Raw genomic sequence first — 14383 nt, forward strand, 5'->3', positions numbered from 1 at the left:
CCTAACGGGATCCTGGCGCTGTCCGGCAAAGGATCGCCCGCTTAGACGGACGGTGGGGGAAGCTGAAAGATGAACCGGTCCGCGGGTGACCACAGATGTTGGTCGTCGCACCGATAGCCGCGCAGCCACGAATGCCCGTTGACGAAGCGGAGATAAAAGCCCTTCGGATACTCATGGTCAGCGCGAAAAGCTTCGGCTGCCACGGTGAGACCGCCGTCGGGCGCCCGCCCGGACGACATGACGGAGTCGCGGGAAGCCGTCTGATCGGTCCACACCATACGCAAGTAGGGTCCGGCGTCCATCGGGCAGAGCAGTAAGCCCTGTCGCTGTGCAGCCTCGAAGATTTGGGGAAGCGTCGCCCCGTGGGAAAGTCCCAGCTCGGCGACCGTCCGCTCCGTGACCATCACGGGATGAGAGTCCCGCTCATCGAAGACAACGTCCTGCAGCAGGGTTTCTGCATGAACGTTGAGCAGAATGCCATGCGAGTCCAGCCGGCTCATCAGCTCAGGACGGGAAAGCCCACCGATCTGTACTTCGAGTTTTTCGATGCGGGTTCTGTCCGGCATGCGGCTCCTTAACGAGGTGGTGCTCTGTTGCCTAGCTGGGTTCTGTGCCCGTCCGGCCCCAATGGACCATGGCATCTCGAAGATGAGCCGGAGTGAGCATGAATTTCGGGATCAGCTCCTCCCAGCCGCGTTCTTTCACGCGTTGGTTGTAGTCAGCATGGGCTGCGTCCACGGGATTACTCTCGTCCAGCCCGGACCCGTCTTCCCCCATCAGGCTCAAGTGGTAGATCCACGTTGATCCGTCTGCTTCCTCATGCCGGAACGATGCCTCAAAAACAGCACGCTCTGCCGGCAGCGTTTCCACACATTCGTCGTACCGGCTGTTGAGCATAGTCATCCACTGATCGAACTCTTCTTCCATTCCCTCGACAATCCGTGAACGGCTCAATTGCAGTTGAAGCCCGCTGGGCACCGAGGCCGGCATCATGTGTCCAGGAAAGTCTCTGGGTACGGGGCGGAATGGAACGTAGGGCTGTTGCTCATTCATCCGGCAATTCTCACATAAGAAGGCCTAGGGGCGTCGGTACCGCACTGCGAGAGCATCTTGCATAAGGGCTTCGAACATTTCGGTCATATAGACAGCGATACCCGCATATTCCGCAATCAAGTCAGCACCGTCCCCGAGAACGGCTCGAACCGGGTCCAGTGCCGGCGTAGCTGCGTCAGCGGCGGCAGCGCCCAGCAGCTCCAGCCGCTCTTGGGCCGAGGTATAGCCGATTTCAAACACCGTCCAGTGGAACAGGTGCATCAGGGCGGAATCGCGGTCGAAGCCGTCATGCGCAGGCATGGATGCTTCTTCCTCCGCAGTGAGTTCGAAGTCCTTGTGAAGTGCCAGGCCGAAGTCCGTAAAAAGCAGCCTCCCGTTCCGGACGAGGATGTTCCCCGGATGCACGTCAAAGTGCTGGAAACCCTGTCTGTTCATCCATGCTGTGGCTTCCAGGAGCTGGTCAACAGCTTGAGGAAAGACGGTTGCCCCGGTGCCCTCGGCCAGACTCCGTCGCACCCAGGCGCCCAGAGTTTCCGGCACATACTCAAGGAAGAACACCATGCTTTTGGAAGCGTCCTTAATCGCGGCGAGCTTGGTTTGGATCTGGGGCCAGTGTGATCCCCACCGGCGTGGAGGAGCATCGCCGTCGAACTCGCTATGGTCTGCCTCGCACTTCACATCAAGAACCCGGCACCCGAGCAAAAGCGGAAAGAAATCCACCACGCCCGTGCGCACCCACCGGGATGTGATCCGATGTGCTGCCAGTTCACGCCCGACCGCTTGGGTGGGGCTCCCTATCCCGTAATGGGTGACGAAGGGAAGCTGGAGCCGGCTAGCGGTGCCCCCCGGATCCGCTTCTTCGATGCTTGTCAGTGGGAGCTGTTTTATAAAGACAGTGGTTTCACCGATGCGCACCGTCTTAGTTGTTCCCCCAATGCCGACGCCTACTTCCTCAGCATCATCAACAAGTATCCGAATGCCGGCATCGTCCAGGCCGTTGAGAATGGACGAGATGGCTCGGGCTTCATCTAAGCGGACAGTCATCTTAGCGATAGACGCGACTGATGGCGGCCGTAATCTGAGAGAGTCTGATCCACATCAGGAAACGTTGCAAGGGTCGCAAAAGAAACCGTATTCCCTGGCGCGCAGTGCATGTCATTGTCGCTCTTAATTCTGTTCCCCCCGTCGTGGGAGCGAGGTCAAAGGTAACAGTGACGGGAGGGCTCTTCGGCGCGTCCGGGTAGGCAAACCGCCAGGAGATATGTGCACGTTCCCCGGACGGCATGAGTTGAAGCGTTCGACGCCGGAACCTCGTATCGACCTTCAGCGGCTTTCCATCCGGGCGAGTAGTGGACACGTGTGCCGCCCAAATCCCGTTCCCCGTCGCAACATCTTCGACGCAGCTAATCATTGGTTCCCAGTCCGGAACCCGGGCCGGATCCGTAAGGAGCGTCCGGACATCATCAACGGGTGCCGGAATAAAGGATTCGATGGCACTACCGGATTGACCGCGACGGCGGGTTTTGCCAGCCGTACTTGGTGCGGGTGCGGGCGTGCTCCGGTTAAGTGCCGTGAGAACTTCCTCGGATGTGGTCCCCAGCCGCGGCAGCAGGTCCGCGATCAGCCCGCTGGGTTCACTCACCAGTTCCCGCAGCACCGCAGCGGCATCAGCGGTGCCTGCCTTGTCGCCGGCCCGGCGAATGAGATCCGAGGCACGCTTGGACCATTCGTATCCACCGGTCTCGTGAAAAACAATGTTCCCGGCCGCAGGCAATTCGAGGGTGATCCCGAGCGAAGCAATCTGCTCCCGCTGATACTGCTCCACAGCAGCGCGGGCAGCCCTGATGGTGATACCCAGCTCGCGAAGAACCGTCCCCGCTGTTTGCTCGCTAAGCACAAGCGCCAAAAGCAGGTCCTCGAGGTCCGCTTCACGCGCCCCTCGCCGGGAGGCTTCCTCCATGGCGGCCAATGTAAGCGTTTGGGTTGTCGCGGCATAACGGGTAAATCTGCTCATGTTCGTCTCCGGGAAATAGGGATGGAGGGATCAACGCGCTTGGAGTACTTTTTGTGAACCGCTTGACGCGTGACGCCGAGGGCATCCGCAATGGACTGCCAACTCATGCCGGACCGGAGGGCAGCCTCAACCTGCCGCAGCTCCAATGCATCCGCTGTGGCGCGCAGCGCAGCCACAGCCCTCAGGCCGGCACGCGGATCAGTTGTATCTGCTGCAGCAGCCGCAACATCGGATGAGTTCATGCCGTCAACCTAGGTTGCTTAGCAGCAGGTTGTCAACCAAAGTTGCTGCATCGCTTTCACGGATCCGGGGCGGTTTCCCGCACGTCCAGGTGTTGGAGCTGGGAGGGGGTTCATCTCGAAGACGTAGGTGATGTTGAGGCACCGGTGAGAATCATCCTCGTGCACGGCGCCGGCAGAAAGGCCGCAGCCACATCGCCAACGCGCCGGGTCTCGTCAGGCAAGTACTGAGCGACCGCAGCGGCGGTGGCGGGCGGGTACCCCCTCGGCGCTCGAACGCTGCGGCCATTTCCCGGTAGAGGAACCGGGCATCGGCCAGATGATTGACGCTGTAGCCCGGGTGCGAGAGCGCGCGCTAGCCCGCTGAGGGGATATGGGCGGAGCGGATCTGGTGCTGACGGCCTGAGGCGAAGCGGTGGTGTGGCAACCGGCACGGGACCGGCGCCCGCCCCTTGTCAGGCGACCAGCCGGAAGGAAGAGTTGTACGGACCTCGCGGTGGCCGTCCCGGAAGTTCCACGGAAAGGACAAACCGTTCATGACTGAGCGAAAAGCGTGCAGGAAATGCAGCAACCCAAGGAGCGCAACACGGTGAGGATCCTGGTCACGGGTTCAGCGGATGGTCTTGGAAGGTCAGCGGCGGAGTCGCTGCTCGCCGCAGGGCACGACGTCGTTGTTCACGCCCGCAACCAGGAGCGGGCGGCAGCGCTCGAGCCGCTGATCAACCGCGGGGCGGAGCTCGTCGTCGCCGACTTCAGCGACCCGGACGCGGTGCGCCGTGCCGCCGCAGAACTCAATGCCGGCAACCCGCTGGACTCCGTCATTCACAACGCCGGGTTGGCCCGCGGCACGGCCGTCATGCCCGTGAATGTTGTTGCACCCTATCTTCTGACCGCACTGCTCGACGGGCCGCAGCGGCACGTCTACCTGAGCAGCAACGACCACTACGCCGGGCGCGCCTCACTCGCCGGAGTTGACTGGCAGGGCAGGACGGCCGGTTCGTACGCGGACAGCAAGTTGTACGTCACCGCATTCGCCGCGGCGCTGGCCCGGCTGCGGCCGGAGCTGCTCAGCAACTCGGTGGATCCCGGCTGGGTCCCCACTAAAATGGGCGGCGCCGGAGCACCGGACGATCTGGCGCTGGGCCACCAAACCCAGGAATGGCTTGCCTCCAGCGAAGAGCCGGACGCCCTGACCAGCGGCGGGTATTGGTACCACCGGCGGAGGCGGCAGCCGCACCCGGCAGTGAACGACGTCGACTTCCAGGACAGTCTGCTCCAGGCCTTGGAGGAAGAGACCGGAACGCCGCTGCAGGTTTAAAGGCTATGACGGGATCCTCCGTTCCCGCCGGAAAGCGACCGCGACTCATTGACTCGCGCCGCGGCGGCAGGACAGGGTTTTGCGTATGAAAAGGGCAGCGGACGACGACGGCGGCGCCGGGTCCGGTGCCGCGACGGCCCTGGACTGGGCCTTCTTCGTCTTCAGCGGCCTCGCCTCCATCTGGTTTGCCGGACTGCTGCTGGTGCGCGGCTCGCTTGAGCTGGGGTATATCGGCTTCCTCGTGGTGTTTTGGGTTGTCCTCGCCTATCTGGTGTTGCCCCGCGTGGACCGGGTACTGACGCAGATCTTCATCCCGGACTATTTCATGGGCCGCACCCGTACCAGCGCCGGCCTGTTCGGGGATGCCGTCAACCTGGCCTTTTTGGGCAGCGAGCAGCAGCTGCGCACAGCACTGGAGCGGACGGGCTGGGTCCTCGCGGATCCGGTGACCCTGACCAGCAGTTGGCGGATTGTTACCTCCACGCTGCTACACCGCAGCTATCTCCAGGCGCCGGTAAGCCCGCTGCTGTTGTTCGGACGGCAACAGGACTTTGCCTATCAGCAGGAGGTCAACGGCAATCCGCGGCAACGTCATCACGTCCGGTTCTGGCGGTGCCCCGAAGGGTGGTTGCTGCCCGGAGGCATTGCGACGGACTGGCTGGGGGCCGCGTCCTTTGACCGTGCCGTGGGGCTGTCCCTGTTCACTCTGCAAGTCACGCACCGGGTCGGCGAGAACATTGATGCCGAACGGGATTATCTGGTCTCCTCGATGCAGCAGGCTTTCCCCGAGGTGTCGGTGAACGTCATCAAGAATTTCTCCACGGGGTACCACTCCCGCAACGGAGGCGGCGATTCGATCGTCACCGACGGCGACCTGCCCGTCACGAATCTCACCGCACTGCCTCAGACACCCGCAGGCGGTGCGGCGTCCGGCAATTCCCCACCCTCACCTAACCCTGTGTTCTCCGCTCAGTCCGGGACGGAGCGCCGCCGCATCCGGCGGCCCCCGCCGGTAATCTTCGGCGCCGGACTGGTGTTCCTGCGCGGACTCGCTGCGTTGACGGTGGCTGCCCCGTTCCTGGCGCGGGTCACCGAAGTACCCTGGGTCAGCACACTGGTGAACGAAGTGTTGGGCGAGCAAAGCTCCGAACTCGCAAATCTGGGCAGTGCCTACGCACCGGCAAGCGTCACTCTGGCGGTGTTCGCCTGTGTGGAGGCCGCGCTGGCGGTGTTTATCCTGCGCGGCAGCAACGCTGCACGGGTGACGGCGATGTTCCTCAGTTCGGGCGCCATCATTCTGCAGGTTGCCGCGGTGTTCTCCGGCTCGGCCTTCACCCTTGGCTCGAACCTGCTCGGTTATTCGTTCGACATCCTGCTGATCCTCGCCCTCTCCAGTGACAGGGCAAGGGTCTATGCACGCATGCAGAGTCACCGCCGCCGCAGGGCACGCATCCTCTTAGCGAAGCAGCGCAGACCGCTTACCGGCTAAGGCTCCGGGCAGGCTTAGGCGTCAGCCCGCCAGACCACCTTGAACCGCTCAAGCACCAGCTCGTCGGACTCGGACCAGCTGATCCCCCGCGCCGCAGCGGTGCGCTCCCAGTACCTGCGGTGTTCGCGCCGCCAGGAATTCAAGCTCAGGTCATCCTCGCCTTCGTCGCGCGCAAAAGCTGCATCGACGTCAAGAAAGGTGCCCAGGCGAAGTTCCGTGGTCCGCAGGATAGCCCGCGGGGCACCGGTGCTGTCACAGACAATCCAGTGGATGCCGATCCGCGGCAGCTGGTCCCCTTCCTCCGCATATTCGGCAACGAGCGAAGAGGTGGCGGTTTTCCTGCCGTCCAGCACCAGTGCGAGGAGCTCATCGGCCAGCCTTGGGGAATCCCCGAAGGTTTCCACGTTGTACTGGCTGTCAGCGGCAGCCTGCTCGGGGTTGGCGGCGGCGTAGGCATCCCAGAGAACGGCCGCGGCGTCGAAGTCCGGTTCAATCGAATCAGTCGGGGTGTCCATGGTTCCCAGTCTGCCACTGCGGCGGTGCCTGCGCCCACACCCTTACGCAGGACGACGGCGGCACCCGCGTGCCGCCGTCGTCCTGCCGTGGATCGAAACTAGACCTGTGACTGCCGGGCCGGCAGCAGCGGGGCGAAGAAATCCCCGAGCTCCGCCGTTGCCGTCAGCGGCAGGACGTTGGCCACGTACTGGTCCGGGCGGACCACCACCATCACGCCGCCGCGGTCCAGGCCGCGTTCCTCGAAAATGTCAGCCTTTGGATCGGCACCGTAAACCTTGGCGAGGTCCGTGAGCCGGTAGGGGCCCACTTCGGGCTTGAACACTGACGGCACAGCGTTGAGGTCGATGCCGGTGTGGTCCTGCTGGTAAATGACCTTGACGTCAAACCAGGCGTCGCGGTCTGCACCCTCCGGCGTGGCTGCCAGCGGCGACTCGGGAGCAGTGTCCAGCCACCGGGCCAGGTCGCTGACCGGCGAGGCAGCTCCGGCCGGCGCCGCGTCGGCGAAGACGTAGATCCGCCAGCGGCCGTCCGCCTTGGCCTGGTGGCCGAGGTGAACCGGATTGGTGTCCGAGACGCGTCGCACGGGTGCGGACTTGAAGCGCTTGCCTACGGGAAAACCGGCAGCCAGGTCCTGGTGCTTGGCTTCGGCGATGACCATCGACGGCGTGTACTCCGTCATGAAACCGGCCGGGAATTCGGCGGTGCGCACGTAAAAGTCCTCAAGGTCCGAGGGGTTCTCGAACTCCTCGGGCCGCTTGGCCATCAGCGTGGACCATTCCTTATCGAAATTGATGAGGTTCTGAGCCACCACCTGGCGCTCGGCTGAATAGGTGGAGAGCAGGCTCTCCGGGCTGCGGCCGTCCAGTACATGGCCGAGCTTCCAGCCGATGTTGAAGCCGTCCTGCATGGAGACGTTCATGCCCTGGCCGGCTTTGGCGCTGTGCGTGTGGCAGGCGTCGCCGGTGATGAACACGCGCGGGGTGCGGGTGCCGACGTCGGCGGGCAGTACGTCGTCGAACCGGTCGGTGAGCCTGTGGCCCACTTCGTAGACGCTGTGCCAGGCCACGTTGCGGACGTCGAGCGTGTAGGGGGCCAGGATGCCGTTGGCCTTGGCGATGATCTCGTCGATGGTGGCCTTGCGGACAGCACCGTTGTCATCCTCGGGCACCACACCGAGATCCACGTACATCCGGAACAGGTGCCCGCCCTCACGCGGAATGAGCAGGATGGAGCCGCCGTTGGAGGACTGGATGGCGCACTTGGTGCGGATATCGGGGAAGTCAGTGTTTGCCAGGACATCCATCACGCCCCAGGCATGGTTTGCCTTGTCTCCCTCGAGGGTGCAGCCGATGACGGAGCGGACCTTGCTGCGGGCGCCGTCAGAGCCCACCACATACTTGGCCTTCACCGTGCGTTCGGTGCCTTCATCCGGACCTGCAGTGCGCAGGAGGGTGACGGTCACCGGGTACTCGGCGTCGTCGTCGACCTCCAGACCAACAAACTCGAAGCCGTAATCTGGGGCCATGCGGGTGGGCGCGTAGGCCATGACCCGGGCGAAGTAGTCCAATACCCGGGCCTGGTTCACGATCAGGTGCGGGAACTCGCTGATGCCGGCTTCATCATCGAGGGCGCGCCCGGAGCGGACAATGCGCGAAGGGTCCTCGGGGTCGGGGCGCCAAAAGCACATCTCGGTGATCCGGTAGGCCTCAGCGGTGATCTCCTCGGCGAAGCCAAACGCCTGGAAGGTTTCAACGCTGCGGGCCTGGATGCCGTCTGCCTGGCCCAGAACCAGCCGTCCGTCGCGGCGCTCCACGATCCGCGTGGTGATGTTCGGGAACTGTGACAGCTGCGCGGCGGTGAGCATGCCGGCCGGACCGGAGCCGACAATCAGGACGTCAACCTGATCCGGGAGTTCCGCAGGGCGGTCAAGGCCCACGCCTGCGGCCGGCTGAATGCGCGGGTCTCCGGATACGTAGCCGTGGTGGTGGAACTGCACGGGCGTCCTCACTTCTTTGTGTCTGCGGACCGACTGGGGTTTCACGTGTTCAAACAGCGACTAGTGTTCGTTATTTGAACAGCCAGTTCAGTATTCGAATCAAGCTGGTGTTCACTGTACTGGAAGTATGATGCGCGTCACAAGCAGGATGCCAGGTGCGACGGTTGGGAAACTGCCGCTTGCGGGACTGCTAGCAGCCGCGGAAACTTTGCAGTCTCCCTTGGCAGGCCTCAGCCGTCAACGGTGTGTGCCTGCAGCCCGGCTCTTTAGACGCTTTTGACCCGTTCCAGCCTTGCAGCCTTGCCTTTGCGCAGCACCCCTGTGAGCGTGGCGGCCCGGGCGTCCTTCACTGGGACATGCCGCCGCACCGAGAGGGAAACACCATGCGCACCCCTACACCCCGTGACCATCAGTTGTTAGCCGGCGATCAACATGCAGCGAGCGTCCGGCGCAGGACATTCCTGGGCGGCGTAGCCGGAACCACGGCTGCCGGGTTAGCGGGCCTGAGCCTGCTCACGGCGCCTTCGGCCGTTCCGGCACCGGCCGCCCCGGCCATCCCCGGCACGGACACCGATCCGCTGGACCTGCTAAAACGGATGCTGTCCTTCGATACCCAGAATTTCGGAACAGGAGCCAACACCCGCCCCCATGCCGAAATGCTGAGGGAGGTCTGGACCCGCGCGGGCGTTCCGGTCGAGATCATCGACACGCCCCAGCCAAACAATGTGCATCTCATCGCGCGAATCCCGGGCACCGGCCGGGCCGACCCCCTCCTGCTGCTGGGCCACTCCGATGTGGTGCCGGTGGAGCTGGAGAACTGGACAGCCGATCCGTTCAGCGGAGAGGTGCGCAACGGTGAAATCTACGGACGCGGCGCACTGGACATGAAGGGGGCAAACGCCGCTTCCATCGCGGCCCTACTGCGCCATCTGAGCGAAGGCGCCCGTTTCGACCGGGACATCATTGTGCTCACGGACTGCGACGAGGAAGCGGGATCCTTCGGTTCGCGCTGGCTCGCAGCTAACTACTGGGAGAAACTCGACGCAGGTTCCGTGCTTACGGAGGGAGGCTGGTTCCTGGCCCAGGAGGACCAAACCACCCCCATGCTCATCAGCGCAACGAGGCAGGACAAGGTGTACTTCAATATCGACCTCATCGCACGGGGCACCGCCACCCACTCCTCCAAACCGCTCAGCGATGCCGCCATAGTCACCCTGGCCCGCGCCGTCGCGAAGCTGGGCGACTGGCAGGCTCCGGTCTATCTCACGGATGTGACCCGCGAGTATTTCAGAGCCCTGGCGGAGGCCACCAGGAACCGGGGATTCGCCCAAGCACTGCGGAGGATGCAGGAGGCACGGAACCCTCAAATGCTGGACCGCTGGGCACGCATGGTGATCGCCAAGTCGCCCTACCCGGCATTGCACAGCGCACTGCTGCGCACCACCCACGCCTTTGTCATCCAGAACGCGGGCTACAAGGAGAACGTCATTCCGTCCTCTGCCGAGGCACGCCTGAACTGCCGCGCCATTCCCGGGGGCCAGAAGCCGCGGGAATTCCTGGCCCAGGTCCGCGACCGGCTGTCCGGCAAGGACGTGGAAGTGAGGATCGCGGCCCCTGAAGGCGTCTCCGAAGAGGATTATCTGGCCACGCTGGACCAGACTTGGGCCACTCCTCCGGCGGACACCAACACGGATCTGTTCCGGGCGCTGAAAACGGCGGCCCGGAAGACCTACCCCGGCGCCCGCTTCACTCCCGCCCTGTTCGAGGCGGGAACCAGCCTGGCCCCGTGGCGCGACCGCGGAATCCCGGGCTACGGCGTCTACCCTTATGTCCTCAGCAACGAACAGCTGATTGGGATGCACGGCAATGACGAACGCATTTTCACTGCTGCGCTGGAGCAGGGAACAAACTACATGTACTCCGTCTTTTCCGGCTTCAGGGTCTAAACGTCCGAATACAAAGAGGCTGTGCCCGGCCCCAGTTTGGCCGGGCACAGCCTTTGCCGTGACTGCATGGCCTTATGGCCGCCGCGGCCGAGCCAACGCCAGGGCAAGAAATGCGCCCGTGCCGGCGAGCAGCAACAGTGAGATGACAATCAGGGAGATCCTGAAATGTCTATCAAGCCTCAGCTAATGTCAATTGCATCGCCATCCCGCCGCAAAGGAAAATGCATGCTTATGAAATGTGCAGTGCTCGACGATTATCAGCATGCCGCCACCCGGTTTGCCGACTGGGGTAGCCTCGGCGAACAGGTTGAGCTGACTGTCTTCACGGATCACCTCACCGGGGAAGATGCCGTGGCAGAGCGCCTGGCCGGGTTCGACGTCGTCGTCCTGATGCGCGAACGGACGCCCTTTCCAGCCAGTCTCCTGGTGCGGCTTCCCCGGCTGAAACTGTTGGTGACCACCGGCATGCGCAACGCGTCCATCGATGTGGAGGCAGCCCGCAACCAGGGCGTGACAGTGTGCGGCACGGCGAGCAACTCCTCTCCCCCGGCGGAGCTGACCTGGGCCCTGATCCTGGGACTGGCCCGTCATCTGGTTCCCGAAGCGACGGCCCTCCGGGACCGCGGGCCATGGCAGCACACCGTCGGCACGGACCTGCACGGTGCCACCCTCGGGCTGCTGGGACTGGGCAAGATCGGTTCGCAGGTTGCACGCGTCGGAACGGCGTTTGGCATGGACGTGCTCGCGTGGAGCTCCAACCTCACCGCAGAACGGGCCGAGGCAACCGGTGCAAGGCTTGCAGCTTCCAAGGAGGAGCTGCTGGCTGAAGCCGACGTCGTCTCCGTCCATCTGGTTCTCAGCGACCGCACGCGGGGCCTGCTCGGCGCCGAAGAGTTGGCCCTCATGAAGCCGACGGCGCATCTGATCAACACATCGCGCGCCGCGATCGTGGATCAGGCAGCCCTTCTGGAGGCGCTGATGCAGGGGCGGATTGCCGGCGCCGGACTGGATGTTTTCGAGGAGGAGCCGCTGCCGGCGTCGTCTCCGTTCCGGGATCTGCCCAATGTCCTGGCGACCCCGCACCTGGGTTACGTGACGGAGCGGAACTACGCCACGTTCTTTCCGCAGGTGGTGGAGGATATTCAGGGATTCCTGGCCGGTGCTCCCCTGCGGATGCTGTAGTTCACCGGGGCCGGGGCGCCTGCGGAGGGATCCCCGGCGAGATCCCTCCGCTTTAGGGAAAAGCGCCCGGTTTGGGCAAAAGCCTCCGGTTTGGGCAAAAACTGCCGGTTCGCAACGGCAGGGATTTCCCAAACCGGAGGGAAATGCCCCAAGTCTCCGCGCTAGGCCGGCTGGTAGGCGCCCGCCACCCCTGCCATGGCGTCCAGCGAAGAGATCACCACGTTGGCCGACTGGGTTGCTGCGTCATCCACCTGGTCCCGGAAATCATCCTCCGCTGCAGGCCCGCACAGGTCGGAGATGCCGCGGACAGAAATGAACGGGGCCCCGAAAACGAAGCATGTCTGAGCAATCGCAGAGGACTCCATGTCCGTTGCGAGCGCACCGGGGAAACTACCGGTAATCAGTTCGGCCCTGGCCGGAGTGACAAAGTTGTAGCTGGAAACGATCAGGCCGTGGTGCATCGGAATGGTTCCGCCGGACCGGGCCAGGCGAATGGATTCGGTCAGCGGCTCAGGGGCCGGGTAGGTGTCGGGCATTCCCGGTACCTGGCCGAGCTTGTACCCGAAGGCACGGGCGTCGGCGTCCACATTGATGTACTGGGTTCCCACCACGACGTCTCCAACACGGACACCGGCTCCCAACCCGCCGGCGCTGCCCGCGCTGATCACGACCGGATGCTCATTGTTTCCGCCGGCACGCTGTGCTTCGAGAAGTGCCGAGGTTGCTGCTCCGGCGGCGTTAACGAGGCCGATGCCGGTTCGAACGAGCACAACGGGGTGGCCAGCCAGAACAGCATCGCGGTGAACCGCATTTCCGATCTGCCGGGCCGGGCCAATATCCTCTGCCCGTTCGATAAAGGGGACAAGCTCGTCTTCCATCGCTACGAGGATGACGAATGCAGCTGAACTCACGCGTACACCACATCCCAGCCGGCGCGTTCCGCAAGGAAGCCCGAAGCCGCCGCCTGCGCCGCTTCGAGGGAGTGGTTGGCGCCCCAGCCGCACTGAACCTCATTGGCGGCAGGCACTTCAGCTGCGCGCAGAACGTCGTTCAACGTCACCTCGATCAGAGCAGCGACCTCTTCAAAGGCCGGAGCGCCCTGCATCATCAGATAGAAGCCCGTCTGGCAGCCCATCGGGGAGAAATCAATCACCTTGTCGGAGTGATTGCGTGAATGTTCGGCGAAAAGGTGCTCCAGGGAGTGCACGGCGTCCATTTCGAGGTGGGCCGCGTTGGGCTGGGTGAACCGAACATCAAACTTGGTAATCACGTCACCGCCCGGAAGCTGCTTTGTGTCGGCAACCCGGATATATGGTGCCGCAACAAGACGGTGGTCGAGGTTGAACGATTCCACATTCATGCGCTCTTGATCCATCTTCATCCTTCTGTTCTGTTCGAGGGGGCGTTCCGCCGTCCGAGCCCAGGGATCCCCCGGCCCCGGCAGCCGCAGTGGCGGCAGGGACAACAGACCAGACTATAGGGTGAAGCTGTTCAAGTTTCTGAATATCGCTGACGCACGGCGTAAAGGTGACCAAGAACGCAAACCCCGGGCCCTTCGCGGGTGCGGCAGGATGTTCGTATGACCACTGCGAAAACCGTGCTCTTATTCCTCTTGGCCGCCCTGGCCGAAATCGGCGGGGCCTGGATGGTGTGGCAGGCCGTCCGGGAGGATCGCGCCTGGTGGTGGGCCGGTCTCGGAGTCATTGCCCTGGGGCTCTACGGCTTTGTAGCGACACTTCAGCCCGACGCACATTTCGGGCGGATTCTGGCGGCCTACGGCGGAGTGTTTGTTGCCGGGTCGCTGTCGTGGGGCATGGTTTTTGACGGCTTCCGGCCCGACCGCTGGGATGTCATCGGCTCGATCATCTGCCTCGCGGGAGTAGCGGTGATCATGTTTGCGCCGCGCGCGTCGGCGGTCGCCTCGTGACGGCCGACCGCCGGCAGACTGGCCGCGGTGTATGCCGACGTCGTCCTGGACCACCTGCGCCGCCCCTACCCGTACGCCGGAGCAGCAGTCATTGACGGATCCGTGTACGTGACTGACGAAACTCTGTGGTGGACCATGTCACCATGCGGAACTTGTATATTGTCACCCACCCCGAGGCGACCCACCACGTCGAGAACATTGTTGGCGGCTGGCATGACTCGGCACTGACTCCCCGGGGCGTGAAAGACGCGGGCCGGATAGCTGCCACGCTGGGTGATCTTCTATCCGGATCCCTGCCCGACGGCGACGGCGGGACGCTGCTCATCAGCTCAGATCTGCGCCGGACGCAGGAACCGCATGCAGTACCGCGACGGAGTCGCAGGGTCCGAAACACGATAGGTTTGGGCGGGGCGGGTCTACTCGGCCATGGACCGGATTCTCGCCGCCGGGGCCCGGGACACCGTTGTTGTAACCCACGGCGGTTCAGCCACTTACCTCATTGCTGCCTGGATCAATTTGCCCCTCCACGCCGCCGGCTACGTGAAATTTCGACTGTCCCCGGGCAGCATTACGCATTTGAATGAAGACGATTTCTATCATGACCGGCGCGTTCTGGACCTGAATCTCACCGGTCACCTGGGGATACCCGAAACCCGGTCCTGATCTGTATATTCAAGCCAGTCGCAACCGGACCGGTTGCCAA

General features: G+C 63.5%; 15 protein-coding genes and 2 pseudogenes. 8 read left to right on the plus strand and 9 right to left on the minus strand.

The annotated features are described in order from the left end of the window. Window positions 1-41: 41 nt before the first annotated feature. From CXR00_RS10485 to CXR00_RS18250, 3 genes are read right to left on the minus strand one after another with little or no spacing between them, the layout of a single operon-like run. Window positions 42-566 carry a hypothetical protein gene (locus CXR00_RS10485; RefSeq protein WP_104054439.1) on the minus strand — a complete coding sequence of 175 codons (525 nt, stop codon included), beginning with the start codon at window positions 564-566 and terminating at the stop codon, window positions 42-44. A 31-nt stretch (window positions 567-597) separates the two neighbouring features. After that, window positions 598-1053, minus strand: a complete 456-nt coding sequence (locus CXR00_RS10490) for a DUF6176 family protein (protein ID WP_104054440.1) — start codon at window positions 1051-1053, stop codon at window positions 598-600. 24 nt (window positions 1054-1077) lie between these two features. After that, window positions 1078-1731 carry a phosphotransferase gene (locus CXR00_RS18250; RefSeq protein ID WP_219816915.1) on the minus strand — a complete coding sequence of 218 codons (654 nt, stop codon included), beginning with the start codon at window positions 1729-1731 and terminating at the stop codon, window positions 1078-1080. A 126-nt stretch (window positions 1732-1857) separates the two neighbouring features. On the opposite strand from CXR00_RS18250, the gene CXR00_RS18255 reads away from it, so the two are divergent. Continuing rightward, window positions 1858-2085: a hypothetical protein gene (locus CXR00_RS18255; RefSeq protein ID WP_181032527.1), complete on the plus strand. Its 228-nt coding sequence runs from the start codon at window positions 1858-1860 to the stop codon at window positions 2083-2085. Window positions 2086-2098: 13 nt separating this feature from the next. Here CXR00_RS18255 and CXR00_RS10500 read toward each other — a convergent pair whose 3' ends face one another. Both CXR00_RS10500 and CXR00_RS10505 read right to left on the minus strand, forming a co-directional pair. Further along, window positions 2099-3067 (minus strand): SRPBCC domain-containing protein, encoded by a 969-nt coding sequence (locus tag CXR00_RS10500; protein WP_104054442.1) that lies wholly within the window; start codon window positions 3065-3067, stop codon window positions 2099-2101. Further along, window positions 3064-3309 (minus strand): hypothetical protein, encoded by a 246-nt coding sequence (locus CXR00_RS10505; protein ID WP_104054443.1) that lies wholly within the window; start codon window positions 3307-3309, stop codon window positions 3064-3066. Before CXR00_RS10505 ends, CXR00_RS10500 begins: the two co-directional genes overlap by 4 nt. 559 nt (window positions 3310-3868) lie before the next feature. On the opposite strand from CXR00_RS10505, the gene CXR00_RS10510 reads away from it, so the two are divergent. Together CXR00_RS10510 and CXR00_RS10515 are read left to right on the plus strand one after the other, a co-directional pair. Beyond that, complete coding sequence (locus CXR00_RS10510; protein WP_104054845.1) at window positions 3869-4624, plus strand: SDR family NAD(P)-dependent oxidoreductase; 756 nt, start codon at window positions 3869-3871, stop codon at window positions 4622-4624. 85 nt (window positions 4625-4709) lie between these two features. After that, on the plus strand, window positions 4710-6113 hold the full coding sequence (locus CXR00_RS10515) for an LssY C-terminal domain-containing protein (RefSeq protein WP_104054444.1): 1404 nt from the start codon (window positions 4710-4712) through the stop codon (window positions 6111-6113). A 14-nt stretch (window positions 6114-6127) separates the two neighbouring features. Here the strand turns inward: CXR00_RS10515 and CXR00_RS10520 are convergent, their stop codons facing one another. Both CXR00_RS10520 and CXR00_RS10525 read right to left on the minus strand, forming a co-directional pair. Next, window positions 6128-6628 carry an ASCH domain-containing protein gene (locus tag CXR00_RS10520; RefSeq protein WP_104054445.1) on the minus strand — a complete coding sequence of 167 codons (501 nt, stop codon included), beginning with the start codon at window positions 6626-6628 and terminating at the stop codon, window positions 6128-6130. 98 nt (window positions 6629-6726) lie between these two features. Further along, window positions 6727-8625 (minus strand): FAD-binding monooxygenase, encoded by a 1899-nt coding sequence (locus tag CXR00_RS10525; protein WP_104054446.1) that lies wholly within the window; start codon window positions 8623-8625, stop codon window positions 6727-6729. A gap of 383 nt (window positions 8626-9008) precedes the next feature. Between CXR00_RS10525 and CXR00_RS10530 the strand changes: the two genes are divergently transcribed. Together CXR00_RS10530 and CXR00_RS10535 are read left to right on the plus strand one after the other, a co-directional pair. Then, window positions 9009-10571 carry a M20/M25/M40 family metallo-hydrolase gene (locus tag CXR00_RS10530; RefSeq protein WP_104054447.1) on the plus strand — a complete coding sequence of 521 codons (1563 nt, stop codon included), beginning with the start codon at window positions 9009-9011 and terminating at the stop codon, window positions 10569-10571. 225 nt (window positions 10572-10796) lie between these two features. Further along, entirely contained in the window at window positions 10797-11753 is a 957-nt protein-coding gene (locus tag CXR00_RS10535; protein ID WP_104054448.1) for a D-2-hydroxyacid dehydrogenase family protein, read from the plus strand. 161 nt (window positions 11754-11914) lie between these two features. On the opposite strand, the gene mtnN is transcribed toward CXR00_RS10535, so the two are convergent. Together mtnN and CXR00_RS10545 are read right to left on the minus strand one after the other, a co-directional pair. Continuing rightward, window positions 11915-12664: a 5'-methylthioadenosine/S-adenosylhomocysteine nucleosidase gene (gene mtnN / locus CXR00_RS10540; RefSeq protein ID WP_258059978.1), complete on the minus strand. Its 750-nt coding sequence runs from the start codon at window positions 12662-12664 to the stop codon at window positions 11915-11917. Then, window positions 12661-13128, minus strand: a complete 468-nt coding sequence (locus tag CXR00_RS10545; RefSeq protein WP_104054847.1) for an S-ribosylhomocysteine lyase — start codon at window positions 13126-13128, stop codon at window positions 12661-12663. The genes mtnN and CXR00_RS10545 overlap by 4 nt, the downstream gene beginning before the upstream one ends. Before the next feature lie 204 nt (window positions 13129-13332). Between CXR00_RS10545 and CXR00_RS10550 the strand changes: the two genes are divergently transcribed. From CXR00_RS10550 to CXR00_RS18550, 3 genes and pseudogenes are all read left to right on the plus strand, one after another. Next, complete coding sequence (locus tag CXR00_RS10550; protein WP_104054449.1) at window positions 13333-13680, plus strand: YnfA family protein; 348 nt, start codon at window positions 13333-13335, stop codon at window positions 13678-13680. Between the two features lie 143 nt (window positions 13681-13823). Further along, window positions 13824-14021 (plus strand): annotated as a pseudogene (locus CXR00_RS18780) (phosphoglycerate mutase family protein); the annotation flags it as partial. A gap of 79 nt (window positions 14022-14100) precedes the next feature. Next, window positions 14101-14343: pseudogene (locus CXR00_RS18550) on the plus strand (histidine phosphatase family protein); the annotation flags it as partial. Window positions 14344-14383: the final 40 nt, after the last annotated feature.

Source organism: Arthrobacter sp. 9E16 (assembly GCF_002929435.1).
Classification (GTDB): domain Bacteria; phylum Actinomycetota; class Actinomycetes; order Actinomycetales; family Micrococcaceae; genus Arthrobacter_B; species Arthrobacter_B sunyaminii.